Here is a 24,562-nt window from a genome sequence, read left to right on the forward strand (position 1 = left end):
CGGCGGCTGCCTGTTCTCGGGCCGCGCCGCGGGCCGCGCGGCCGCCGCCGCGACCGCGACCTGAACCGGGGGACGCGTCGGCGGTGGCGCACCGGGCACATGGCAGACTCCTCCTGCGGTCCGCGGGCGGCCGGGAGCATCCCCGGCCGGTCAAGTCGCCGGGGCAGGGAGGGTGCATGGGTGGGGACGATCCGCATATCCATGTCGAGTCGAAGGTCGTCCGAGGCGTCGCCGCCGTCCGCGACATGATGGCGTCCACCTTCGGGCTGGCCGCTGACCTGCCGGCCCGCATCGCCACCGGATGCGGGCTGCGGGCGCCGTACGCGATGACCTCTCCGCGCCCGGAGATGGTCACCTGCCTCGCCTGCCGCGAGTACGCGCGGCTGGAGCATCTGCGCTTCGCGGACGAGCTCGAACGGCTGGGGCGGATGCCCGGATCGGGCATCCGCACGGCCCAGGCGAAGCTGGCCGCTGACCGCCATCGCGATCTCGCGGAGCGGTTTTCCGTCGCGGAGTGAGGGGGCGGGCGGCGGAGCGTTCGCCGCCCGGCCCGCTCGTCGACGGACTCCGCTACGGCACCCGCCCCGGGTCCGGCCGGGCAACGGTGTGCTCCGCCGCCGTGTGCTGTGGCGGCGTCACACCTTGCGGCCGCTGTCGGCGGCGCCCCAAGACGGCTGTCGGGGCGGTGAGGACGGCCAGGCAGGCGAGGACGAGCGCGATGCCGGTCCAGCCGACGGCGGGCAGCCGTTCGCCGATGACCAGCACGGCGAGCACGGCGGCGACGGCCGGCTCCAGCAGGGAGAGCGTGGTCGCCGTGCTGGCGGGCACTTGCGCCAGCCCCCAGCCGAACAGGACGTAGCCGGCGAACATGGGCACCACCGCCATATAGGCGCCCACGGCCATATTGGTCCCGGAGTCGAGCAGCGGGGCGCCGGTGACCAGGAGGACGGGCACGAGGAGCACTCCGCCCAGGCCGAACACCGTGCCCATCGCCGCGCGGGAGGCGATGCCGTGGGTGATCAGCCGGTGCGCCGCCCAGGAGTAGAGGGCGTAGGTCGCGGCCGCGATGAGACCGAGCCCCACCCCGAGCATCGTGGCGGCCATGGACGACTGCCCCCGGTCGCCCGGGTCCTGAGTGGCTTGGGCCGCGCACAGCAGGAGGGTGCCGAGGAGGCCCAGGGCGGCGCCGAGTGTCCAGCGGCGCGTCAGCCGACGCCGGTCCATGACGCGTTCGATCACGGCTGAGGCCAGTGGCGCCATGCCGATCGACACCACGGTTCCCACCGCCACCCCGGCCAGGTGCATCGAGCTGTAGAACGCCAGGGGGTAGACCGCGACCGCGAGCGCCCCGAGCAGTACGGTGCCGCGCCGCGCCCGCAGCCGTGGGGCCTGACGGGCGATGCGGGGGGCGGCGACCAGGGCTTGGAGCAGCCCGCCCAGGCCCATGGCGACGGCGCCGATGGCGAGCGGCCCGACCCCCGGGGCGAAGGTCGCCGCGGTGCCGGTGGTGCCCCACAGCACGGACGCGGCGAGCACACACAACGATCCGGCGCCCGCCGAACGGGCGCCGGATCCGGTGGGCCGCCTCACAGCCGCTCCAGCAGGGCCGCCGCCATCGCGCGGGCGTGCCGCAGCCGGTTGTCGTCGCCTTCCAGACCGGCGCGCGCCATCGCGCCCTCCAGCAGGAACGACAGATGTTCCGCCGTGGTGCGCACGTCGTCGGGGCGGTCGGGCAGCAGTTCTTCGAGGTGCCCGGCGATCAGGCGCTCGACCTCCTCCTTGTGGCGGCGTACGACACTGCGCCCCTCGTCTCCGGCGGGCAGCTCGGCCGCCGCGTTGAGCAGTCCGCAGCCGCGAAAGCCGCGCTCGTAGGCGAACGCCGCATGATCGGCGTAGGCGTCGAAGGCCGCGAGGACACCGTCGCGGGGGCTCTGGGCCTGCTCCAGCCGTGACGCGTACAGCGCGAGCCACTCCTCGTGCCGGGCGTCGAGATAGGCCCTGACGAGATCGGACTTGGAGGAGAAGTTGTTGTACAGGCTCATCTTCGCCACGCCGGCTTCGGTGGTGATCGTGTCGATTCCGGTCGCCGTCACGCCGTCGGCGTAGAAGCGCCGCGCGGCGGCCGTCAGCAGGCGCTCCCGCGCGGGCCGCCGCCTTCCGGGATCCGTCGTCCTCGTACCGGTCTCACTCATCGCATGCATCCCGACAAACTAGGTAGGTAGGTCTACCTAGCGTAGAGGGCGATGAGAGATCCGGGAAGTGGGTTTCACCGTCAGTCGGTCCCCGACGCCGCCCGCGGCCCCATCGCGCACGGAACCGTCGCCGACTGAGCGGCCGAACGGGGGGTACTCGGCCGGGCCGGAATATGGCCTGCCCGGGCGATGAGTGATCTTCCAGAGGGCGGAGGGGACATCATGGCAGCCGAGACCTATGACCCCCGGCGAACGGCAGTGCTGCTGGTCGACCCGTACAACGACTTCCTCTCCGAGGGAGGCAAGGTCTGGCCGGTCGTGCAGGGCGTCGCCGAGAAGGTCGGCCTGCTGGACAATCTGCGCGCCGTCGTCGGCGCCGCCCGGCAGTGCGGGGTGCGGGTGGTGTTCGTTCCGCACCGCCGCTGGGAGCCGGGTGACTACGAGTCGTGGACCCACCCCAACCCGACCCAGCGGAACATCATGGTCCGGCACAGCTTCGCCCGGGACACCTGGGGCGGGGAGTTCCACCCCGACTTCCAGCCCCGGCCGGGGGAGGTGGTGGCCCATGAGCACTGGGCGCAGAGCGGGTTCGCCAATACCGACCTGAATATGCGGCTCAGGCAGCACGGCATCACCCATGTGATTCTCATCGGACTGCTGGCGAACACCTGCATCGAGTCCACCGGACGTTTCGCCATGGAGCTCGGCTACCACGTCACGCTGGTCCGTGACGCCACCGCCGCCGCCAAGCCCGAGATGATGCGTTCCGCACACGAGCTGAACGGCCCCACCTTCGCCCATGCCATCCTCACCACGAGCGAGCTGCTCACCGCGTTGCCGGAGGAGGGCTCCGGAGCGTAGCGGCGGTGCTCTACGGCGTGGCGCCCGAGCCGGAACCGACGACACGGCCCTCCGGGATCTCCCCACGGGGCGGGCTCTCCCGGGACCGGCGCACCGTCGGCAGATAGCGGACCAGAGCGATCCCGGTGAGGACGGTGACGAGTGCGCACACGCCCCACCAGCCAACCCGGCTCCAGACCTGGACGCCGAGCCAGGAACCCGCGCTGCCGCCCAGATAGGCGCAGGTCATATAGGCGGTGTTGAGTCTGCTGCGGGCGTCCGGGCGAAGGGCGTAGACGCGGGCCTGGTTGGCGACCATGCCCGACTGCATCGCCACGTCCAGGAGCAGTGTGCCGACCGTCAGGGCGGCCAGGCCCAGCGTTCCGCCGCGGGCGCCCGCGGCGAGGACCATGGCGGAGACGAGGACCCCGAGCAGGCAGACGAGGTTCACCGGATCGGGACCTCGGCGGTCCACCAGGCGGCCGGCGAGCGGGGTGCAGAACATGGTCGCCGCGCCGACCAGGGCGAGCATGCCCACGGCCTGGGCACCCAGCCCGTAGGCCGGACCGGTGAGCAGGAGTGCCAGACAGGTCCAGACGGCCGAGAATCCGGCGAAGACGGTCGCCTGGTACAGGCAGGAGCGGCGCAGCTCCGGCTCGGTGCGCAGCAGCCGCAGCGGTTCGGCCAGGAGCGCGGGGTAGGGCTGCCGGGAGGCCGGGGCCGTGGGCGGCACCGTGAACGCCAGGACGGTGGCGAGGAGCAGGGCCACGACCGCGGCCACGAGATAGGGGGCCCGCCAGCCCAGCCATTCGCCGAGTGTGCCGCTGAAGGTGCGGGCCAGCAGCATGCCGCCGGTCGATCCGCTCAGCAGAGTGCCGATCACCTCTCCTCGGCGGTCGGCGGCCACCAGTCCGGCCGCCAGCGGGCCCACGATCTGCGCGGCCACGGTGGTCAGACCGACGAGGGCGCCGGCGGCGACGAGGGGCGGCAGGGCCGGTGCGCACCCCGCGGCGAGCAGGGCCAGGCCGCTGAGGGCGAGCAGGACGACGAGGAACGAGCGGTGCGGGATCCGGTCGCCGAGCGGCACCAGCAGGACGATCCCGGCCGTGTAGCCGGCCTGGGTGGCGGTCACCACCAGGGCGGCCGAGTCGTCCGACACCCGCAGTCCGTCGGCGACCAGCGGGCCGATGGACTGCGGGAAGTAGATGTTGCCCACCGCCACCGCGCAGGTGACGGCGAGGAGCAGGACCATACGGCGGCTCATTCGTCAGTCCACCGGCCTTTCGGCACCGGGCGCCACGGCCATGGCCTGTGCGTGCGTGGGATGCGTCATGGGCTGAAGTCCATGGCACCGGCGTGCCCCTGCCAATCGATGTAGCGTATGGCTTAATGATCAGCTTTGTGCTCGATGTCGAGGACCTGGCGGATACGCGGTTCGCCGTATCGCCCTTGAACGAGACGGTGTTCAGCCTGCGGGTGCTGCACGATCCCAGCCTGTCGGCGGTGCATCTCCCATGGCGCAGATCCGTACTCGGCGGACTCGGCGAACTGGACACGGAGCTGCTGATGTCCCTGGTGGCACGGAGACGCACCCTCCCGGACTTTCTGACTCCGCGGCCCGCGAGCTTCGCCCCGGCCTTCGAGGACGAACTGGCCGTCGTCCGCCGGACCCCTCCCGGCCTGGTCCGCCGCGACCTGATGGCCACCCATGCGCCGGACCCGCTGCCGCCGGCGCTGCGCGACGCCACCGCCGCCGCCGACGCGGCCGTCGCGGCACTCCGCGACACCATCTGCGCACTCCTGCGGCAGTACTGGGAGATCGCCATCAAGCCGAGGTGGCCGCAGATGCGACTGGTCGTGGAGGCGGACATGACCTACCGCGCACGGCAACTGGCCATGGGCGGCGCCCGCCTGCTCTTCGCCGATATGCACCCCAATCTGCGCTGGCACAACGGAGTGCTGTACATCGCCAAGATGATCAGCCGGCACCAGGCCGCGGCATCCGGCCGAGGACTGCTCCTTCTGCCCTCCGTCTTCGCGCACAAGCCCGCGCCCCCGGTGAGCCCGGAGGAAGCTCCGTCGCTGGTCTATCCCAGCCGTGGGGTGGCGACGCTCTGGGCCTCGGCGCCCACCGACGGCGCGCCCGCTCTCGTGTCGCTCATCGGCGCGCCCCGGGCGAGGCTTCTCGGCCTCCTGGAGGAACCACTGCCCACCGTCGAGCTCGCCCGCCGCCTCAAGGTGACGCCGAGTGCCGTCTCCCAGCATCTGCGCGTGCTGCATGCCACCGGACTGGTCACCAGGGCACGCCACGGACGGCAGGTGCTGTACCGGCGAAGCTCCCTCGGCGACCAACTCGCTGCCCCGGACGGGTCGTACGGGTGAGGTGGCGACCGCGAGGCGCGGGGCCGGACGTCCTTGACTTCACGTCCGGTTCAACTTTTACGGTCGGTTTCGTCGGACGAGCTCAACCACAGACGGAGGGACCGGCCATGGAGTACTCCCACAGCGACGCCGAACTGATACGGCAGCCCATCGGCTACTGGAGTTGGGCGGCGTACAAAGCCGTTGTGACCCGCATCCAGTCCACGCTCGCCGGGATCGGCACCACCCAGCCACAGTGGTGGGTCCTCGCGCAGGTCGCCCACGCCGATCCCGCCAAGACCCGCGGGGAGGTGTCCGGCCTGCTCGGCAACTATCTCGAAGCGGGTCCGGAGGTCATGGAGGAGGAGATCGACCGGACCATCGCCCAGGGCTGGATCACCGAGGACGCCGAGGGACATCTGGGCCTCACAGCCGAGGGCAGAACCTTCTTCGACAAGGCCGCGGCCCTCCAGGACGAACTGTGGACGGAACGGCACGCGGGCATCTCCGACCAGGAGTACCTGACGACGGTCAAGGTGCTCCAGCGATTCATCCACAACACGGGTGGACATGCCTGGCACCACTAGGGAGGGCCGCCGCCCCCCCGTGCGGGCGCGGGTGTTCCGGGCGGTTTCCCACCGTCCGGAACACCCACGGCATCAGAGCTGTGGCGCGCCTACCTGGTGAGTTCGGCCGGTATATCGAGCCGGGTCAGTTTCCGTGGGTTTCTCACCACATAGATCCGGGCGATGCGCCCGTTCTCCACCAGGAGGCTCACCGCGGACGGTTCGCCGTCGAAGGCGAGGCGGCCCGCGGGCGCGCCGTTGAGCCATACGGGCGTCGTCTCGAACGCGGCCACCACCTGGTGCGCGCGCGCCAGCAACTTCGCCACTTCTTCGACGCCGTGGATCGGAGCCCGTGCGGCGGCCACCACCCCGCCACCGTCGGCGATCATGACCACGTCCGGCGCCATGATCTCCATCAGCTCCCGCACCTGCCCGGTGCGCAGCGCGGCCAGGAACCGTTCCACCACGGCCTGTTGCTCCGAGCGGCTCACCCGCATCCGCGGCCGCCGGGCCGCCACATGCTCGCGGGCGCGTCGGGCGATCTGCCGCACCGTGGCCGCGGACTTCCCGATGGCCTCGGCGATCTCTCCGTACGGCATGTCGAAGACCTCGCGCAGCACGAACACCGCCCGCTCGGCCGGTCCGAGGGTTTCCAGGACGGTCAGCATCGCGATCGACACGCTCTCCGCGAGTTCGATGTCCTCGGCGACATCGGGGCTGGTCAGCAGCGGTTCCGGCAGCCACTCGCCGACGTATTCCTCACGGCGGCGCGACAGTGTCCGCAGGCGGTTGAGCGCCTGGCGGGTGACCGTGCGGACGAGGTAGGCCCGCGGGTCACGCACCCGCGACCGGTCGACGCCGGCCCACCGCAGCCAGGACTCCTGGACCACGTCCTCCGCGTCGGCGGCCGACCCGAGCATCTCGTAGGCGACCGTGAACAGCAGGCTGCGATGGGCGACGAACGGATCCTCGGTCATGCCGTGGACGCTACGCCGGACGACTGCGCGGCGCGCCCGGCCAGCGGAATCCCGCAGGCGTCGGAGTAGCCCTGCGAGGTGATTCCGTGGGCCGTATTGCACCTGCTCGCGAAGTTGGCGAAGCCGATGTACACGGTGAGTTCGACCAGCGCCGCCGGGCCGAGCCGGTCGAGCAGGCCCGCGGACAGCTCGTCGGTGACGGTCGGCGGTGTATGCGTCATGGCCTCCGCGTACTCCAGGACGTCCCGCTCCAGCGGCGTGAACACCTCCGACTCCCGCCAGCGCGGCACCTGGCCGGCCTTGGCCAGGTCCAGGCTCTGGTTCAGCGCGAGGAAGTAGTTGACATCGAGGCACCAACTGCACCCGATCTGTGCGGCGACCGCCATATGCGCGAACGTCTTGAGGCTCGCGTCGGCCGCGTCCCACGCGCCCAACTTGGCCGCGAACTCCCGGTTCGCCTCGGCGACCTTGGGGTTGTTCCACAGCACCTCGTCGGGCTCGGGCACCTCGCCGAGCTGCTTGAGCAGGTCTTCCCGGAGCTCGGTGGGGAGCTCCCCCTTCGGAACGCGTAGCGACATGGTGTTCTCCCTGTGCGGTTGCCTGTTCGGCATGAAGACACCGCCGGGTCCGCGCATGTGACAGTGGTCGCCACCGAGTCGTTGACCGGCTGGACCGCATCGCCTGACCTCCCGGGCGTGCACCTGGCCCCCGCGACGCTCACCGCCGCGGGGGCCTTCGGCTTCCCGGACGCCGGCCTCGCCGCCGCCTCGTCAGCCCCGCTCGGACCAGACGTAGTCGAACTTGAAGGTGACGGGGTTGTACGCACACGGCTTGTCGATGTCGTGGTTTTCGGCATCGCCGCGCTGGTTGTCCAGACAGCTTTCCATCGAGTAGTTCGTTTGCGTGTGGAGGTGATTGCCCCGTCCGGCCGGCTCCTGCCAGGCGAAGATGTACTGCCGGAATGTGTCGAGATGGCAGGTCTGCTTGATGATGTGGCCCTGCGCCACATGCTCTTGCAGAGCGGCCTTGCAATCGGCCTCATAGTTGTAGGCCAACTGCCAGTGGGTGTCATAGGCGGCCGCGGCGCGCGGCGCCTGCGATGCGCCGGCCGGGGCCGCGCCGACGGTGAGTCCTCCGAGCAGGAGGGCGCCGACGATCGCCGCGCCCCGCTTGGTCCCCTTCATGGATTCTCCCGAGAGTTCACAAGTATTGATTATCGGGTCAGGAATTGCGTCGCCGACATTAACAGGGAAAGGGGAATGAGCCGGGGCTGGTATTCGGCCAACCTGCTGCGAAAAATGTGAATTGGAATTTTTTTGTGCGGGGTTTACCGCGGCGGACTTTTTCGGTTACCAGGCCCCGACTGGATCCGGCCGGGCGCGCGACTTCCAGCAGCACTTCGAGCTCGTGAGCAAACCCTCAGCCCGGAAAAGTGCCCGGATCGTCCAGGTCACGGTGGCGCGCCACGGTCAGTAGGTGGTGGTGAGGATGTCCAGGACCTGGGCGTGATCGGGGGGCAGGGGATTGTTCGTCGTCACCGCGTCCGCCACCGCTCCGGCGGCGATGGCGGGCAGCATGTCGCGGTCGGCGCCGAGCGTCCGAAGGGGGCGCTTCACCTCGACGGCGCCCGCGATCTCGCGTACCGCTTCGATGGCGGCCCGCGCCCAGTCCCCGTCGGCCGGCGGTGCCAGCCGCATGGCGCGCGCCACCTGCTCATAGGCGCCCTGCGCGGCGGGGGCGTTGAACTCCATCACCTCCTCCAGGACGGCGGCGAGGGCCACGCCGTGGGGGGTACCGGTGTGCGCGGTCAGCGCGTGGCCGATGCCATGGACCAGCCCGAGCCCGGAGAGGCTGAGCGCCTGGCCCGCGAGATGGGCTCCCAGCATCAGCTCGGCGCGGGCGTCGAGATCCGTGCCGTCCCGGTACGCGGCGGGCAGGGCGCGGCTGACCATGGTCACGGCCTGGGTGGCGTAGGCGGTGGAGACCGGGTTCGCGCCACGCGAGGCGAGTGACTCGATGCCATGGACGAGGGCATCGATACCGGTGGCGGCGGTGGCGGATGCGGGCAGGCCCAGGGTGAGCTCCGGGTCGAGCAGCGCGATGCGCGGCTTCACGGAGGGGTGGCCGAGGTAGACCTTGCGGCAGGCGGTGGTGTCCTCGATGACCCCGAAGCCGTTGGTCTCGGCGCCGGTGCCGGAGGTGGTGGGGATCGCGACGAGCGGGAGTCCGTCGGCCGCCTCCCAGAGTTCGTCGGCGTCGGCGGCCGTCGCCTTCGGGTTGCCGACCAGCAGGGATATGCCCTTCGCCGCGTCGAGTACCGAGCCACCGCCGAGCGCGACGACCGCGGCGGTGCCGAACGTACGGGCCCGTGCGGCACCCGCGTCGACGTTGGCGGTGGACGGGTTGGGGGCCACCTCGTCGTAGACGGCGTACTCCAGCCCGGCGGCCCGGAGGGTCCCCAGGACCGGCTCCAGGACACCCGCGGCGCGCAGGCCGTGGTCGGTGACGACGAAGGCGCGATCGTGGCCGGTGGCCGCGATCAGTGCGGGGAGTTGGCCGATGCGGCCGGGGCCGAACTCGATACGGCAGGTGGGGTCGATGCTCAGCGGTGTGGGACCGCCGGGCTCGGATGAGGTCATGGGGTGCGGCTCCTGGCGTCGTGGTGCGGGGTGGCGTGCGCTCGTTCTCGGACCGCGAGTGTCGCGCTCAGACGGCGAGTGTCGCGTCGGCCGGCGCGATGGTCGGGTCGGGCAGCCGGAACTCCTGCCCGGCCAGGGCCTCGTAGAGGCGGACGGGGCTCATCTCACCGGCGAGCTCGCCGTGATGGGCCTTGGAGCGGCGGTAGATCTGCTCGACGAGTGCGGACAGTTCGGTGGACACGCCCAGGTCGCGGCCGAGGTCGACGGCGAGCCCCAGATCCTTGCAGGCCAGTGCCATGGCGAACGAGTCGTCGTAGTCACCGTCGGCGAGGATGGACATGAGGTCCTTCTCGACGAAGGAGGAGGCGGCCGGGCTCGCCAGCAGCGAGCTGCGCAGCGTCCCGAGGTCGACGCCCGCCTTGACGCCCATGGCGAGCACCTCGGAGGTGGCGACCAGGTGGCTGAACCAGAGCAGGTTGAGCATGAGCTTGACGGTGTAGCCCGCTCCGGGCGGGCCGACGTGCAGAATCCGGTCCGGATCGCCCATGGCTTCGAGGACGGGCAGGGCGATGCGGAAGTCGTCGTCCGTACCGCCGGCGAAGATCTGAAGTGCGCCGGCCTCGGCGCCCCGTGCCATGCCGCTGACCGGTGCGTCGAGCCGGCGCACCCCGCGCCCGTCCAGCACATCGGCGGCGACACGGTCCGCGGCCGCGGGGGTCGAGGTCGACATGTCGATCCACAGGGCACCGGGCGGCAGGGCCTCGGCCGCGCCACCGCGCAGCAGCACGTCCTCGACGATGCGCGGCGTGGGGAGCATCGTGATCAGGAATTCCGCGCCTTCGGCACAGGCCGCGGGGGAATCGGCCCAGCGGGCACCGAGCGCCAGATGCTCGGCGGCGGCCTCGGGCCGGGTGTCGTGCACGGTGACCAGGTGGCCCGCGTGGATGAGATGGCGGGCCATGTGGCGTCCCATGTTGCCCAGGCCGATGAAACCGATCCTCATCGTTGTCCTCGCTGTGGTGAGAAGAGATGGGTAAAGAGGGGAGGGGTTGGACAGGTCCGTGCACCGTGGCCGGTTCAGGCCAGGTTGATCCAGGTGGTCTTCAGCGCGGTGTACGCGTCCAGTGCGTGCAGGGACTTGTCCCGGCCCGCGCCGGTGGCCTTGAAGCCGCCGAAGGGGGTGATGACATCGCTGGCGTCGAAGGTGTTGATCCAGACCGTCCCGGCCCGCAGTCGCTTGGCGGCGCGGTGGGCGACGGCCACATCACGTGTCCAGACGGAGGCGACGAGCCCGTAGTCGCTCTCGTTGGCCAGCCGTATCCCCTCGTCGGCGTCGCCGTCGTAGGTCACGATGGCCAGGACCGGGCCGAAGATCTCCTGCTGGCCGACGGCGGAGGTGTTCACCACCCCGTCCAGAACGGTCGGTTCGACAAAGCTGCCGCCCGACTCGGTGAGGGTGCGGCCACCGCCGAACACCACGCTCGCCCCGTCCGCCACACCGCGTTCGACATAGCCGAGGACGGTGGCGAGCTGGGTCTCGTCGACCAGGGGGCCCATGACGGTGGCCGGGTCGAGCGGATCGCCCACCCGGAAGGTCTCCGCGGTGATCCGGCGCAGGGCCTCCAGAAGCCGGTCCTTGACGGAGGCATGGACCACGACCCGGGAACCGGCGTTGCAGGTCTGTCCGGCGTTGTAGAAGATGCCCCAGGCCACGGCCGACGCGGCGGCCTCGATATCGGCGTCGGGCAACAGGAGCTGGGGCGACTTGCCACCCGCCTCGACGGCCACCTGCTTGCCGTTGGACTCGCCCGCGTACACCTGGAAGAGCCGGGCCACCTCCGCCGAGCCGGTGAAGGCGATCTTGTCGACCTCCGGGTGGCGGCCCAGCGCCTGTCCGGCCACCTCGCCGCGGCCCGGGACGACGTTGAACACCCCGTCCGGCAGACCCGCCTCGCAGGCGAGGGCGGCCAGCCGCAGGGCGGCCAGGGAGGTTTGCTCGGCCGGTTTGAGGACGACGCTGTTGCCGGTGGCCAGGGCCGGGCCCAGCTTCCAACTGGCGATCAGCAGCGCGTAGTTCCACGGGACGACCGCGCCGATGACGCCCAGGGGCTCCCGGGTGATCAGGGCGATCGCGTCGCCCGGGGTCGGCGCCACCTCGTCGTAGGTCTTGTCGATGGCTTCGGCGTACCAGGCGATGGTCTCGGCGGCCTTGTCCACGTCGATCCGCACGGACTCGGTGATGGGCTTGCCCATCTCCAGGGTGTCGAGGAGGGCCAGCTCCTCGGCGTTCGCCCGGATCAGCTCGGCCCAGCGCAGCAGGACGCCCTTGCGCTCCTTGGGCGAAAGGTCGCGCCACCGGCCGTCCTCGAAGGCGGCGCGCGCGCCGCGTACGGCACGGTCCACGTCCTCGGCCCCCGCCGCCTGCACCTTGGCGAGCACCGCACCGTCGCGCGGCGAGACGCTGGTGAAGCTGTCGCCGGACAGGGCGTCGGTGAAGCGGCCGTCGATGAACAGCCGGGTCTCGACGGTGAGTGTGCCGGCCGCGGCCAGCCACTGGTCGTACGAGCGGGCGAGCAGGGCGTCGATGCCATGCGTCATGTGATCCTCCACCGGTCGATCGCGTCTTCGTCGAGCTCGATACCGAGGCCCGGCCGCGCGGGTATCTCGAGGTTGCCGTCGCTGCCCACCCGCACCGGGTCGGCGAGCATGAAGTCCCGGCGCTCCGGGGTCCACCCGGGCGGGTCGTAGGGGAACTCGAAGAACGGGCCGCCGCCGACCCCCGCCGCCACATGCAGATTGGCGAGCACGCCGATGCCGTTGGTCCAGCTATGCGGGGTGAAGTGGCGGTGCTTGAGCTGGGCGACTTCCGCCAGGGTGCGGGCGCGGTGCATGCCGATCGCGAGCACCACGTCCATCTGGTAGATGTCCAGGGCGTCCTCTTCGAGGTAGCGCAGCAGCTCGGTGGGGGAGTGGTGCATCTCGCCGGCCGCGATGCGCACTCCGGGGTTCTCGGCCCGCAGCCGCTTGAAGCCCGCCAGATCGCCGTAGGGCAGCGGCTCCTCGACCCAGAACACGTCGAGTTCGGCCAGCCGTGCGATGGTCTTGCGGGTCCGGGCGAGGTCGGTGGCGCCTTCGGTGTCGCCCGCCATGCGCCACGACTGGTTCAGGTCCACCATGATCTCGAAGTCCGCGCCCAGCTCCTCGCGTACGGCGCGGACCGCGGCGATCCCCTCGTCCACCCGGCTCCGGTCGATGCGTATCTTCATGGCGCAAAAGCCCGCTTCGCGGACCTTCAGCGCGGTGGCGACACGCTCCCGCGGCGACTTGAGCTCACCGCAGGAGGCGTAGGCGGGCAGCTTCTTGGCCGCGTTGCCGAACAGCTCCGCCACCGGGCGGCCGTGCACCTTGCCGATGATGTCCCACAGCGCCACCTCCAGCGGCCAGTAGTGGGCGCCGTGGAAGTTGGCGGTCTCGATGGCCTTGACGTGCCGGGTGATGTCGAGCGGGTCCTCGCCGACGAACAGGTGCTTGTAGGTGTCGAAGCCGTCCATCAGATCACCGGAGCCGATACCGGTGATCCCCTCGTCGGTGTGGACGCGCACGATCGTCGCGTCGAAGTGGCGCCGCGGCTCGGGGTCCCACGCGGCCCGGAACGGCGGGTCCAGCTCCAGGCGCAGCCGGTCCAGGGAGATGTCCGTGATCTTCATCGGGTGAGCACCTCGGAGGTCGGGGCGTAGAACGGGTTCGCCGGGCCTTCCTCGGCGGCCGCGAGGACATCGGCCACCGTCGGGGTGCCGGTCACCGCGGCCCGCACCGCCTCGTACGCGGCGGCGCGCTGATTGCGGAAGGACACATCCAGGTCGTCGACCGCCGGGTTCACCCAGATCGCGGCGATGATCAGCAGATCGTCGGCCTCCTCGGCGGGCAGCAGACCGTCTTGGACCGCGTCCGCGACGCCCCGCGCCAGACCGGCCTGGGCGGAACCCCAGGTGGCGCGCTGATGCAGCTCACCCTCCGCGGCGGCCTTCGGCACGAACAGCGTCAGCGGCTTCACCGGGACCGAGGGCCGCACGATCGTCACGAACGGGACGTGTCCGGCGCTGGGCGTGGCCAGCGCCGTGGCCCAGGCCGTCTCGACGGGTCCGCCCTTGCGTCCGATCACGACGTTCGTGTGCGCGGCGTTGGCACCCTCCCCGGCGAAGGACTCGCCGATGCGGGCGGTCGGGGCAAAAGGCGATGGCATGGGGATCTCCTGGATCTCCGGGAGCGGGGAATCGGCGGACCACAGGGGAGGAACCACGCATTCGCCGCAGTTCTCCGGTCCGATGCGGCGAATCTAGAACCGCCGCCACCCCGCCGACAAGGCGCCCGGCTGAATCGAAATGCCGGTTGCTCTCATGACAACCCGGCGGCTGACCTGGGGCTTCCCCGGCGCGCGCCCTTAGGATGTCGCGCGTGACGAACCTCCCCCCTCGCGGCACCGGCGGTCCCGAGGACCCGGCCGATCCGCAACGGCCGGGCCCGGGCGAAGCTTCTTGTGGCCCCGCGGACACCGCTGCCCCGCGCGGCCACGGGCTGCGCCGTGACATCGACCTGCTGGAGGCGCTCGCCTCCGACGAGGCCCAGAACGCCGGCGGGCTCGGTGTGGTACGGCTGGCGCATCTGGTGGGCCGGGAGAAGACCCAGGTCTCGCGGGCCCTCAAGGCCCTGGCCGCCGCGGGCATCGTGGAACGGGACCCCGACACCCTGGAGTACCGCCTGGGCTGGCGGCTCTTCTCGCTCGTCGCCCGGACCTCGCAGAACCGGCTGGTGCGCATGGCGGAGCCGGTGATGCACGCGCTCTCCTCGGACGTGGAGGAGACCAGCCATCTGTGTGTGCTGAGCGACCGCGAGGTGCTCACCCTGCTCTCGGTCTCCGGACACTCCTTCCGCGTCCACGGCTGGGAAGGGCGCGGAGTGCCCGCATGGCAGACCTCGGCCGGGCGCGTGCTGCTGGCCGATGCCACCCCCGATGAGCTGTACGTCCGCTTCGGCACCGCCTCGACGCCACCGATCCCCGAACTGTGGGCACTGATCCAGGAGGCTTCACGACGGGGCTACGCGAGGGTGAGCGAGGAGTTCGAGACCGGTCTGGTCGGGGTCTCGGCACCCGTGCGCGACTTCCGGGGACGGGTCGTCGCGGCGCTCAACATCTCGGCGCCCAAGTCCCGGCTCGGCGACCGCCTGGACCTGGCGGGCCGCACCACGGCCAAGGCGGCGGCACGCGTCTCCGTGATGCTGGGCTGGGAGCCGCGGCACACCTCGTTCCCCAGGGCACGGCTCACCTGAAAGCGCGAGGGGCCGGTGTGCGGGGGCGGGCGTGACGGGGGAGTTGCCCTGACAGCAACCACCATTGCGATCCGAGAAGTGGTCTTGTCGGCCGCATGACGCGCTCGTAAATTCACCGCGAACCGGACCAGCCCCTGTTCGGAACGGAGAAAAGAGCAGCTCATGAACCTCCCCGGCATAGAAACCCTCGTCAAGGCGCCGTTCGCCGAAGGCGATGTGTTCATCGCCGGCCGCTGGTGTGCGGCCGAGGACGGACGGACGTTCCCCGTGCACGACCCGGCCACCGCGGAGCTGATCCGCGAGGTGTCCGCGGCCGGCCCGGCGGACGCCATGGCGGCGGTCGACGCGGCCCAGGCGGCTGCCGCCGGGTGGCGGGCGACACCGGCCCGCCGTCGTTCGGAGGTCCTGCACACGGCGTTCGCGCTGATGCGCGAGCACACCGACACGCTCGCCCGGCTGATCGTCCTGGAGAACGGCAAGGCATACCGGGACGCGGCGGCCGAGGTCGGCTACGCGGCGGAGTTCTTCCGCTGGTTCGCCGAGGAGGCGGTACGGATCGGCTCCTCGTTCGGCGACGCGCCCGGTGGCGGTTTCCGGCATGTGGTGCGCAGGCATCCGGTGGGCGTCACCGCCTTTGTCACCCCGTGGAACTTCCCGGCCGCGATGGCCACCCGGAAGATCGCCCCGGCACTCGCCGCCGGCTGCCCGGTGCTCCTCAAGCCGGCCCCCGACACCCCGTTCACCGCCCTCGCGATCGCCGCCCTGCTGAGCGAGGCGGGCCTGCCCGACGGGCTGCTGAACGTCCTGCCGACCGACCGCGCGCCCGAGGTGGTCTCCGCCTGGCTCCGCGACGAGCGGGTCCGCAAGTTCTCCTTCACCGGCTCCACCGCCACCGGCCGGACTCTTCTGGGACAGGCGGCGGAGAACGTGGTCAACGTGACCATGGAACTGGGCGGCAACGCCCCCTTCATCGTCTGCGAGGACGCCGACGTCGACGCCGCGGTGCGCGGTGCGATGGACGCCAAGATGCGGGGCGGTGGCGAGGTCTGCATCGCCGCCAACCGGTTCTACGTCCATGAGTCCGTCGCCGCCGAATTCACCGGGAAGTTCGCGGCGGCCATGACCGCGGTACGCGCCGGAGCGGGTATGGAGGAGGGCGTCACCCTCGGCCCGATGATCAACCGGACCGCAGTGGAGACCATCCGTTCCCTGGTCGACGACGCGGTCGGGCGTGGCGCGAAGGTGGCCGCGCGGGGCAGCGTGCCGGAGGGACCGGGCTGCTACCACCCGGCCACCGTCCTGGTGGACGTGGACGAGGACGCCCGGATCATGAACGAGGAGGTCTTCGGGCCGGTCGCGCCCCTGGCCACCTTCACCGACGAGGACGAGCTGGTGGCCCGTGCCAACGCCACGGTGCACGGTCTCGCCTCGTACATCTACTCGCGCGATGTGGGCCGGGCCCTGCGCCTGGCCGAGCGCCTGGAGACCGGCATGGTCGGCCTCAACCGGGGCCTGCTGTCCGACCCGGCCGCGCCCTTCGGCGGCGTCAAGCAGTCGGGTCTGGGCAGGGAGGGCGGCCGCGAGGGCATCGAAGCCTTCCTGGAAACGCAGTACATCGCCCTCGACTGGCCGACCGACTGATTCCCCCTCTTTCCACCGCTGCTCCCGGGGCCACTCCTCTCGGGGCCACTCCTCCCGGGCCGCTCATTCCCGGGGCAGCGGTCTCCTCCCCCTCTCAGCGAAGGACCCGCGCATGGCAACGACGCCTGTGACCGAGCAGAACGAGCCCAGCACACCGCCGGGCGCGCCCGCCACCGAACGCGAACGGAAGCGGCTGCACACCAAGCTGAAGCTGGCCACCCAGATCGGCCAGGGAATCGACGGCTACATCATCGGCGGCATCGGCCTGGCGATGTCGGCGATCACTGACGACCTCCATCTGTCCTCCATGGAACAGGGCCTGGTCGGTGCCTCACCGCTCATCGGGATCTTCATCGGAGGGCCGCTCTTCGGCCGGCTGGCCGACCGGTTCGGACGCCGGCCGGTGTTCCTGATGGACATGCTGATCTTCCTGATCGGCTCGGTGCTCCAGTTCTTCGTCCTGGACGGCACCCAGCTCATCCTCATCCGGCTGGTGATGGGTGTGGCGATCGGCGGCGAGTACGCGATCGGTGCCCCGCTGCTGTCGGAGTACGCGGGCCGGCTGGGTCGCGGGCGGCTGCTGGCGAGCCTGGAGATCAGTTGGTACGTGGGGTATGCGCTGGCCACGGTCGTGGGGGCGCTGTTCACCTCCGTCGACGGCGGCTGGCGCTGGTCCCTGGCGAGCAGTGCGGTGATCGCGGTGGTGTGCGTGGCCCTGCGCGGTGGCATCCCGGAGTCCGCGCGCTGGCTGCTGAGCAGGGGACGCCGGGACGAGGCCGAAGCGCTGATCGAGAAGTACGGCATCGAGGTGGACATCGAGGCCGAGTTGGATGACCGCGACGAGGTGCGGCAGGACGGGTTCCGCGCGCTCTTCAGCCGTCAGCATCTGCGCTCCACGGTGTTCGCCAGCGTTTTCTGGGCCGCCCTCGTACTGCCGTACTTCGCCATCGGCACCTTCTGGACCCAGGTCTTCGAGGCTCTGCACATGGGGGACAACGCGGTCGCCGCGCTGCTCGTCTACTCCTTCACCGCCGTGGCCGGTGTCACCGCGGGGTGCCTCGTCGTGGACCGGATCGGCCGCCGCAAGCTGCTGATCCCGCCGTTCTGGATCACGGCCGCATGTCTGGCCCTGGTGGCGGTGTGGCCGTCCTCCACCCCCGTCATCGTCGTCGGCTTCCTGTTCTTCATCTTCCTCAACGCCGCCTCCAGCGCACTGACCGCGGTCTATCCGCTGGAGGTGTTCCCCACCTCCCTGCGCACCACGGGCGTCGGCTTCGCCACGGCCATGAGCCGAGTGGGCGCCGCGATCGGCACATTCCTGCTGCCGATGGGACTCGACCACTTCGGAGCGGAGTTCGTGCTCCTGATCGGCGCCGGAGTGCTGGTGGTCGGCGCCCTCGTATCCCAGTTCCTGGCGCCGGAAACCACCGACCTGGACCTGGCCCGGGCGGCGCGAACGGCCCGCGAGGGCGCCTAGCGACCGGCGTCGGCTCTATCCGGCCACGGGACGGGGTGCGCCGACGGTGCTGCGGAACCGGGCGCGGTAGACCGTCGGCGAGACCCCGAGAGTGTGCCGGAACACTCGCCGCAGCGACTCCGAGGAGCCGAACCCCGCCTGCCGCGCCACCTCCTCGACCGTGCCGGTGCCGTCCGCGAGAAGTGCCTGAGCGGCCTCGACACGGACGGCTTCGACATAGCGGCCGGGCGTGATGCCGACCTCGCTGCGGAACAGCCGCTCCAGATGGCGGGCGCTCACGCCGCCCGAGGCGGCCAGCGTGGCGCGTGTGTGGCGCCCCGCGGGGTCCGCGGTGACGCGGTCCATCACCCGGCGCACCGCCGGATGCCGTGGCTGACGCGGGGCCAGCCGTGCGCTGAACTGCGCCTGCCCGCCCGGGCGGGCCATGAAGACCACCAGTTGCCTGGCCACGTTGCGGGCCACGTCCGCTCCCCAGTCCTCCTCGACCAGGGACAGCGAGAGATCGATTCCCGCGGTGATACCGGCCGAGGTGGTCACCTGGCCGTCCCGGACGAAGACGGGATTGCCGTCCACGCACACCTGGGGGTAGGCGGTGGCCAGTTGTGAAGCCAGCTCCCAGTGCGTGGCGGCGCGGCGGCCGTCCAGGATCCCGGCCTCGGCCAGCACAAAGGCTCCCGCGCATACGGACGCCACGCGCTTCGCCCGCCCCGACAGCCGGGCCACGAGCCCGACCAGGTCGGTGTCGGCCACGGCCGAGCGCCAGTCCCTCCGTCCCGGGACCAGCAGGGTGCCCAGGCGCGGTGGCAGCGTGCCGGGCGTGCCGTCAGCGCTGATCACGAGCCCGGAGGAGGTGGTGACGGCGTCACCGGCGAGGGAGATCACCCGTACGTCGTAGTCGGCGCCGTAGTGGTTGGCCGTGGTGAAGACTTCCACGGGGCCGGTGACATCCAGCAGTTGCACCCCGTCGAACGCGACGATCACGACGGTGCGTCCGCCACGGGACACCGGTGACGCCCGCCGCGCTATTCCGTCCACGGGGAATCCAGAATCGTCCGGACGAAGTTTCCCCGCTCGAAGCCGGGGACGAAGTGCTCCAGGACATCCGCCTTGACGTTGCCGAACGTGGTCTGCGGCTTGGGGCGGATGCCATCGGCGAACGCCTGAAGAATCCTGTTCTTGAAGTCAGGGCGCGGATGCAGCGCCACGATCGCCTCCCGGTCCTCGGCGGAGAGATCCTCATACCCGATGCCGAGCACGTCGTACTCGACACCGGCCGTCACCAGCGCCACTTCCGGTTCCATGAACTCGGGGACTCCGGGGGTGGTGTGCAGGGCGATGGCCGTCCAGACCCGGCGGACGCTGTCCTCGGGTACGCCATGGGCATGCAGAAACCGCTTCGCCTCGGCCGCGCTGTCCACCTCGAAACGGCGGCCACTGTCATGGAACGCCTCGTTCAGGCCCACGTCGTGGAACATCGCCCCCAGGTACAGCAGCTCCGGGTCGAAGCTCAGATCGCGCCGGTGGCCCTGGAGGCTGCCGAAGAAGTACACCCGGCGTGAATGGTGATAGATCAGCTCGCTCGTCGTGTCCCGGATCAGCTCCGTGGCCTCGCGCGCCAGCGTCGTGTCCGGCACCTTCACACCTGCCGCGACAGCAGTGTCAGTCGTCATGTGTCCGCTCTCCGTGTCCGTAGCAGTACGCCCCGGTGGGGCACTGTCCACAGCCTCGCGCGGCGGCCGGCCCGCTGCCATGACGATAGCGCCCTGTATCCCACGGATAGCGGCAGGAAACGTTGGACGACACCGAGGACCGTCCTGTTCCGGTCACCGGATAGAGTCGAATCGAGAAAAGAGGAATATCGAGGGCCTTCAGATGCAGAAAGTACGCCACGACCTCGATGCCACGGACCGGCGGATCACGGCCGTTCTGCTGGCGTCGCCCCGGGCATCCTGGCGGAGTGTCGCCGAGGTGCTGGGTGTCTCGGAGCGCACCGTCGTGCGGCGTGCCGCCCCGCTGTTCCACGATCGCACCCTGCGGGCGACGGCCGTGCGCAATCCCGCCCGCTTTCCCCAGCTCATCCCCACCGTGCTGCGTATCCGCTGCCGCCCCAACCGGATCGCCACCATCGCCGCCGGGCTCGCCCGGCGGCCCGACACCGTCTGGGTGGACATCCTCGGCGGAGGGGATGAAATCTGCGTTGTGCTCTTTCTGAACGGGCGCGACGCACGCGACAAGTTGCTGCTGCGCGACCTGCCCGCGACCGCCGCCGTGCGCTCCTGGACCTCCTACGACCTGCTGAAGGTCTTCCCCGCGGGTTTCGCCTGGAGCGCGGGACTGCTGACCGGGGAGGAGCCCGGACAACTGTGGCCGAGCGCCGACCCCGCGCCCGAGCCGTTCTCCCCGCTCCCGGAAGACGAAGCGCTCATCGACGCGCTGGTCGAAGACGCCCGGATGACCTATGGAGAGCTCGCCCATCGCACGGGCCGGACCCCACGGGCCGTGCGGCGGCGCCTGGACGCCCTGGTGGAGGGATACGGCGTGCGGCTGGCCACCGAAGTCGATCTGGCCCTGCTGGGGGTGCATGCCGAGGCCCTGCTGTGGATCACCGCGGATCCGGGGGCGCTGGAGGAGACCGGGCAGATCCTCAGCAGCCATCCGCAGGTGCGCTTCACCGCCGCCACGACGGGATCGAGCAGTCTGCTGGTGGCGGTGGCCGCCACCGATCTGAGCGCGCTGTATCTGTTTCTGACCGGAACGGTGGGGGCGTTGCCGGATATCTCCGGCATGGAGGTCACCCCCATCCTCTCCGGCGTCAAGCGCACCGGCCTGGTACGCCCCGCGTCGATCTCCGTGTGATGGGCTCCGGGGGTCTCAGCCGAAGTGCCGGATCCGTGCGGTGGCCCCAGACGCGTACGGGGGCCAGTCGCCCGGATTGCCCTCGGCGATGAACGTGGTGACAGCCGTGGCGAAGGCCCGGCCCATCGCCCGATCGGTGTCCGAGGGGCTCCCCAGCATCGGACTGTCGGGGAAGCTGTCGAACGTGCCGAAGAGGAAGGGCAGTTCGCCGCAGTGCGTGGCGCCGAGACGGCCGGGGTCGTGTGCGGGACGGTAGCCGAACTCGTAGACGTACGTGGCATTGCCACCCGCGGCATGGTGGTCGGCCATCCGCAGCGCGCCGTCGCGGAACAGCTCATCGGTCCGCAGCGCGGTGAAGACCTGGGCGGGGGCCGCGTCCGGAAGCCTGTCGGCGTATCGCCGGTAGACCTCCGGCGCCGCATGGCCGAGCAGGCCGGTCAGAAGGTCGACGGCACCCTCCCGGGTGAGCGACTGGATGCGCGGCTCGAAGGCGAAGAAGGCGGTCATCTCCTCCCGGGCGGTGCCGATCAGCAGGGCCTTGCCCTCCAGCGCCCCGTCCACGAGGGCGTCGTACCAGGCCCGTGGCAGGCCGGCGCCGCCGAGCACCGGATACATCGGAGGGGCGATATTGCCCGGGCGCGCGAGCCGGACCGCCAGCTCGCGGTAGGCGGACAGCAGACGCTCGACGGAATGCGAGCGCAGCACCTCTCCGGGCTCCGCGCCACGCGGGACACCCAGCAGCCGCTGGTACTCCTCGGCGGCCTCGGCCGCCTGCTCCGGACTCTGCGGCTCAAGGCCCCAGGGGCCGCTCTCCAGAAGCACCCGGTTGACGAGCCCCCCGGTCGCCGGATCCAGGGCCAGCGACAGGGCCGAGAAGGCGCCGGCCGACTGCCCGCCGACCGTCACGGCTCGCGGGTCGCCGCCGAAGGAGGCGATGTTGTCGCGCACCCAGCGCAGCACGGCGGCCTGATCCTCAAGCCCGAGGTTGTCGGCGCCGACCTGCGGGAGATACAGATAGCCGAGTGGCCCCAGCCGGTAGTTGGCGGTCACCACCACCACATCGCCGATCTCCGCCAGCCGGGCTCCGTCGTACCAGTCCCACCCGCCCGAGCCACTGCTGAAACCGCCTCCGTGGAACCAGACCAGAACCGGACGGGCGGCCTTGTCCGCCGGCGCGGGCCGCGGAGTCCATACGTTCAGGGTGAGGCAACCGTCCTCGTCCCAGTCGGGCTTGCGCGTTCCCATGACCCGTTCCAGCCGGGACGGCGCCTGCGGCACGGCCGGTCCCGGCCGCACCGCTTCACGTACGCCCGTCCACCCCGGGTGGGTGTGCGGTGCCGCGAAGCGCGCCGCGCCCACCGGTGAGGCGGCGTAGGGGATTCCCCGGAAGGACACCACCCCACCCTCGTCCGAGCCCCGGACCTTGCCCCGGTCCGTGGCCACGACCTGGTCCGCCAGGTTCGTCATCGACTCCACCTCTCTCGCGTCACCGACGTTCTGGTCTTGTTCTATGCCGACCTGCGCAGAGGAGCCAGAACAGCGGGTGAAGGCGAGGATTCGGCGACAAACGATCTCCGGATGGGCCGAAAGTGCGACATGCGATACGCGCCCGTGCCACGTCAGCCCGGCTGACGTGGCATCGGCGCAACGTGGGGCGGGTGGTGGCGGCTACGACTGTTCGTTCGCCTCGAGCCAGCGGAAGAAGGCGATCTGCCGGGACATGACGGAGATCAGCTCGTAGGCGGTGTGCGAGGCGGCTACGGAGGTGATCTCGGCGTGGTCGTACGCCGGGGCGACCTCGACCAGGTCGGCGGAGACCAGATGGCAGTCGCTCAGCCCGCGCACGATCTCCAGGAGTTCGCGCGAGGTGAGGCCGCCCGCCTCGGGGGTGCCGGTGCCGGGGGCGTGTGCGGGATCCAGGACGTCTATGTCCACGGATATGTAGAGCGGCCGCTTGCCGATGCGCTCCTTGAGCTGCTGCACCACCTCGTCCACCCCGCGCCGCATCACATCGGCCGAGGTGACGATGCCGAAGCCCAGCTTGGTGTCCTCGTCCAGGTCTTCCTTGCTGTACAGCGAGCCGCGGGTGCCGACGTGTGAGAGCGCGGAGGTGTCCAGGAGGCCCTCCTCGGCCGCGCGGCGGAACGGTGTTCCGTGGGTGTACTGGGTGCCGAAGTAGGAGTCCCAGGTGTCCAGGTGCGCGTCGAAGTGCAGCAGTGCCACCGGGCCGTGCCGGCGGGCCACCGAGCGCAGGATCGGCAGCGCGATGGTGTGGTCGCCGCCCAGTGTCATGAGCTGCGCGCCCGTGGAGAGCAGAGCGTCCGTACCCTCCTCGATGCTCTCGACGGCCGCGTCGATGTTGTGCGGATTGGCCGTGATGTCACCGGCGTCCGCCACCTGGGCGTAGTGAAACGGGTATACGTCCTGGGCCGGGTTGTAGGGGCGCAGTTGGCGCGACGCCTCCCGGACGGCGTTCGAGCCGAAGCGGGCGCCCGGCCGGTAGGAGACACCCGCGTCGAACGGCACCCCGACCACGGCGATATCCGTGGTGCCGACCTGGTCCAGACGGGGGACACGGCCGAAGGTCGCCGGGCCCGTGAAGTGCAAGGTGGCATCCGTCTCCTGGGGCGGGACGGGCATGGCCATGTCGGGAGGGTTCGCGGTCATGTCGGCGCTGAGTCCTTCATCTGTGGGGGGAGGGGGGAATGATCTGCGTGGGGGAATGCCGGCCTGGTCGAGGCCGTGTTACGTGGGTGATGAAACAGTCCGTTGGTGAACGGGGGAGGGCGCTCACCTGGCTCCGCGGCTGTCCTGCGCACATCGCCAGGTGACCCGCTCGGTGCCCGGGGCTTGCGGACACACGGTGGGGGGTGGTGGTCAGGCGGGACTCCTGCGGGGGAAGGAGCCGCGGCTAGGACACGTGGCGGCCGGGCCGGGAGTGAAACCCCCGGTCAGTGCGTCTTCGGCTCTCTGCCACGGGGCAGCGGCGCCTGCGACACCCGCTCACTCGGCGCCATCCCGGCGTTCGCTCACTCGTCGCACCCTTGTGTCCCCCGGCTCATGGGCGGCTGCCTCCTGGCACGTTGCGGGCAGCCCAGCACACAACCGCTGGCCCCTGCACGTACCTTGGTCATGTCCGATCGTAGAACCGGGAGTTGAAGCCCGCCCACCCGGCCTCCGATGATTGCCGGCACCGGGCGAACGGGCGGGTCGGAGGCGTTACCCGGCACGGGCCTCCAGACGGGCCACGATCCCCTTCGAGGTCGGTTGGTTGCTGATCTCGGCCACGCTGTCGAGCGGCACCAGGACGTTGGTTTCGGGGTAGTACGTGGCGGCGCAGCCGCGTGCGGTCGGATACGGGACCACCTCGAAGTCCTCCGCGCGGCGCTCCACCTCGTCGGTCCACACGCCCACTAGGACTTGTCCGGGCGATCATGTGCGAAGCCAAATGACCAGGGCGGCTGTGGTGGCAGTGCCGAGGAAGACGTAGCCGCGTTTGTCGTAGCGAGTGGCCACGGCCCGGGACTGCTTCAACCTGTTGATCGCCCGCTCGACCGTGTTGCGCTTCTTGTACCGCTCTTCGTCGAAGCCGGGTGGCCGTCCGCCGCGTGAGCCTTTGCGTAAGCGGGCGGCCTGGCTGTCGGTCTTCTCCGGGATGGTGTGCCGGATGCCCCGTCGTCGCAGG

At 70.8% G+C, this 24,562-nt stretch carries 23 protein-coding genes and 2 pseudogenes; 8 read left to right on the plus strand and 17 right to left on the minus strand.

The genetic code is table 11. The features are described from left to right. Nucleotides 1–176 precede the first annotated feature (176 nt). Nucleotides 177–518, plus strand: coding sequence for a hypothetical protein (locus KN815_RS08430; protein ID WP_216341122.1), 342 nt, complete (start codon nucleotides 177–179; stop codon nucleotides 516–518). 52 nt (nucleotides 519–570) lie between these two features. On the opposite strand, the gene KN815_RS08435 is transcribed toward KN815_RS08430, so the two are convergent. Next, nucleotides 571–1,590 carry a DMT family transporter gene (locus tag KN815_RS08435; protein ID WP_216341123.1) on the minus strand — a complete coding sequence of 340 codons (1,020 nt, stop codon included), beginning with the start codon at nucleotides 1,588–1,590 and terminating at the stop codon, nucleotides 571–573. Next, a complete protein-coding gene (locus tag KN815_RS08440) occupies nucleotides 1,587–2,192 on the minus strand; it encodes a TetR/AcrR family transcriptional regulator (RefSeq protein ID WP_216341124.1) in 606 nt (201 codons plus the stop codon). The genes KN815_RS08435 and KN815_RS08440 overlap by 4 nt, the downstream gene beginning before the upstream one ends. A 222-nt stretch (nucleotides 2,193–2,414) precedes the next feature. Here KN815_RS08440 and KN815_RS08445 point away from each other — a divergent pair, with 222 nt between their 5' ends. Beyond that, complete coding sequence (locus KN815_RS08445) at nucleotides 2,415–3,053, plus strand: cysteine hydrolase family protein (protein ID WP_216341125.1); 639 nt, start codon at nucleotides 2,415–2,417, stop codon at nucleotides 3,051–3,053. A gap of 10 nt (nucleotides 3,054–3,063) precedes the next feature. Here the strand turns inward: KN815_RS08445 and KN815_RS08450 are convergent, their stop codons facing one another. Next, nucleotides 3,064–4,296, minus strand: a complete 1,233-nt coding sequence (locus KN815_RS08450) for an MFS transporter (RefSeq protein WP_253208832.1) — start codon at nucleotides 4,294–4,296, stop codon at nucleotides 3,064–3,066. Nucleotides 4,297–4,421: 125 nt separating this feature from the next. Between KN815_RS08450 and KN815_RS08455 the strand changes: the two genes are divergently transcribed. Both KN815_RS08455 and KN815_RS08460 read left to right on the plus strand, forming a co-directional pair. Beyond that, on the plus strand, nucleotides 4,422–5,414 hold the full coding sequence (locus KN815_RS08455; RefSeq protein WP_216341126.1) for an ArsR/SmtB family transcription factor: 993 nt from the start codon (nucleotides 4,422–4,424) through the stop codon (nucleotides 5,412–5,414). Nucleotides 5,415–5,521: 107 nt separating this feature from the next. Then, nucleotides 5,522–5,980 (plus strand): MarR family winged helix-turn-helix transcriptional regulator, encoded by a 459-nt coding sequence (locus KN815_RS08460; RefSeq protein WP_216341127.1) that lies wholly within the window; start codon nucleotides 5,522–5,524, stop codon nucleotides 5,978–5,980. 89 nt (nucleotides 5,981–6,069) lie between these two features. On the opposite strand, the gene KN815_RS08465 is transcribed toward KN815_RS08460, so the two are convergent. From KN815_RS08465 to fae, 8 genes are all read right to left on the minus strand, one after another. Beyond that, nucleotides 6,070–6,936 carry an RNA polymerase sigma-70 factor gene (locus KN815_RS08465; RefSeq protein ID WP_216341128.1) on the minus strand — a complete coding sequence of 289 codons (867 nt, stop codon included), beginning with the start codon at nucleotides 6,934–6,936 and terminating at the stop codon, nucleotides 6,070–6,072. Beyond that, nucleotides 6,933–7,514, minus strand: a complete 582-nt coding sequence (locus KN815_RS08470) for a carboxymuconolactone decarboxylase family protein (RefSeq protein ID WP_216341129.1) — start codon at nucleotides 7,512–7,514, stop codon at nucleotides 6,933–6,935. The genes KN815_RS08465 and KN815_RS08470 overlap by 4 nt, the downstream gene beginning before the upstream one ends. A 192-nt stretch (nucleotides 7,515–7,706) precedes the next feature. Further along, nucleotides 7,707–8,120 carry a hypothetical protein gene (locus KN815_RS08475; protein WP_216341130.1) on the minus strand — a complete coding sequence of 138 codons (414 nt, stop codon included), beginning with the start codon at nucleotides 8,118–8,120 and terminating at the stop codon, nucleotides 7,707–7,709. Between the two features lie 285 nt (nucleotides 8,121–8,405). Continuing rightward, nucleotides 8,406–9,575 (minus strand): iron-containing alcohol dehydrogenase, encoded by a 1,170-nt coding sequence (locus tag KN815_RS08480; RefSeq protein ID WP_216341131.1) that lies wholly within the window; start codon nucleotides 9,573–9,575, stop codon nucleotides 8,406–8,408. A gap of 67 nt (nucleotides 9,576–9,642) precedes the next feature. Next, nucleotides 9,643–10,578: an NAD(P)-dependent oxidoreductase gene (locus tag KN815_RS08485; protein ID WP_216341132.1), complete on the minus strand. Its 936-nt coding sequence runs from the start codon at nucleotides 10,576–10,578 to the stop codon at nucleotides 9,643–9,645. Between the two features lie 74 nt (nucleotides 10,579–10,652). After that, a complete protein-coding gene (locus KN815_RS08490) occupies nucleotides 10,653–12,173 on the minus strand; it encodes an aldehyde dehydrogenase (protein ID WP_216341133.1) in 1,521 nt (506 codons plus the stop codon). Beyond that, entirely contained in the window at nucleotides 12,170–13,282 is a 1,113-nt protein-coding gene (locus KN815_RS08495; protein ID WP_216341134.1) for a mandelate racemase/muconate lactonizing enzyme family protein, read from the minus strand. Before KN815_RS08495 ends, KN815_RS08490 begins: the two co-directional genes overlap by 4 nt. Next, nucleotides 13,279–13,818 carry a formaldehyde-activating enzyme gene (fae, locus tag KN815_RS08500; protein WP_216341135.1) on the minus strand — a complete coding sequence of 180 codons (540 nt, stop codon included), beginning with the start codon at nucleotides 13,816–13,818 and terminating at the stop codon, nucleotides 13,279–13,281. The genes KN815_RS08495 and fae overlap by 4 nt, the downstream gene beginning before the upstream one ends. 203 nt (nucleotides 13,819–14,021) lie before the next feature. Here fae and KN815_RS08505 point away from each other — a divergent pair, with 203 nt between their 5' ends. The 3 genes from KN815_RS08505 to KN815_RS08515 all read left to right on the plus strand — a co-directional run bounded on the left by KN815_RS08505 (nucleotide 14,022) and on the right by KN815_RS08515 (nucleotide 18,021). Next, on the plus strand, nucleotides 14,022–14,903 hold the full coding sequence (locus tag KN815_RS08505) for an IclR family transcriptional regulator (protein ID WP_253208833.1): 882 nt from the start codon (nucleotides 14,022–14,024) through the stop codon (nucleotides 14,901–14,903). Between the two features lie 162 nt (nucleotides 14,904–15,065). Further along, complete coding sequence (locus tag KN815_RS08510) at nucleotides 15,066–16,544, plus strand: NAD-dependent succinate-semialdehyde dehydrogenase (protein ID WP_216341137.1); 1,479 nt, start codon at nucleotides 15,066–15,068, stop codon at nucleotides 16,542–16,544. A gap of 112 nt (nucleotides 16,545–16,656) precedes the next feature. Next, nucleotides 16,657–18,021 (plus strand): MFS transporter, encoded by a 1,365-nt coding sequence (locus KN815_RS08515; protein ID WP_216341138.1) that lies wholly within the window; start codon nucleotides 16,657–16,659, stop codon nucleotides 18,019–18,021. A 15-nt stretch (nucleotides 18,022–18,036) separates the two neighbouring features. Here KN815_RS08515 and KN815_RS08520 read toward each other — a convergent pair whose 3' ends face one another. Together KN815_RS08520 and KN815_RS08525 are read right to left on the minus strand one after the other, a co-directional pair. After that, on the minus strand, nucleotides 18,037–19,056 hold the full coding sequence (locus KN815_RS08520; RefSeq protein ID WP_253208834.1) for a GlxA family transcriptional regulator: 1,020 nt from the start codon (nucleotides 19,054–19,056) through the stop codon (nucleotides 18,037–18,039). Further along, complete coding sequence (locus KN815_RS08525; protein ID WP_216341139.1) at nucleotides 19,044–19,691, minus strand: HD domain-containing protein; 648 nt, start codon at nucleotides 19,689–19,691, stop codon at nucleotides 19,044–19,046. Before KN815_RS08525 ends, KN815_RS08520 begins: the two co-directional genes overlap by 13 nt. A 202-nt stretch (nucleotides 19,692–19,893) precedes the next feature. Between KN815_RS08525 and KN815_RS08530 the strand changes: the two genes are divergently transcribed. Next, nucleotides 19,894–20,877: an Lrp/AsnC family transcriptional regulator gene (locus KN815_RS08530; protein ID WP_216341140.1), complete on the plus strand. Its 984-nt coding sequence runs from the start codon at nucleotides 19,894–19,896 to the stop codon at nucleotides 20,875–20,877. A 15-nt stretch (nucleotides 20,878–20,892) separates the two neighbouring features. Here the strand turns inward: KN815_RS08530 and KN815_RS08535 are convergent, their stop codons facing one another. The 4 genes and pseudogenes from KN815_RS08535 to KN815_RS08550 all read right to left on the minus strand — a co-directional run. Beyond that, entirely contained in the window at nucleotides 20,893–22,344 is a 1,452-nt protein-coding gene (locus KN815_RS08535) for a carboxylesterase/lipase family protein (protein WP_216341141.1), read from the minus strand. 201 nt (nucleotides 22,345–22,545) lie between these two features. Next, the gene (gene speB / locus KN815_RS08540; protein ID WP_216341145.1) at nucleotides 22,546–23,517 is read right to left on the minus strand and encodes an agmatinase; all 972 of its coding nucleotides are present in this window, start codon (nucleotides 23,515–23,517) and stop codon (nucleotides 22,546–22,548) included. A gap of 579 nt (nucleotides 23,518–24,096) precedes the next feature. Continuing rightward, nucleotides 24,097–24,294, minus strand: a pseudogene (locus tag KN815_RS08545) (hypothetical protein); the annotation flags it as partial. Nucleotides 24,295–24,309: 15 nt separating this feature from the next. Continuing rightward, nucleotides 24,310–24,562, minus strand: a pseudogene (locus KN815_RS08550) (IS5/IS1182 family transposase); the annotation flags it as partial.

Source organism: Streptomyces niphimycinicus, from assembly GCF_018883605.1.
GTDB lineage: Bacteria > Actinomycetota > Actinomycetes > Streptomycetales > Streptomycetaceae > Streptomyces > Streptomyces niphimycinicus.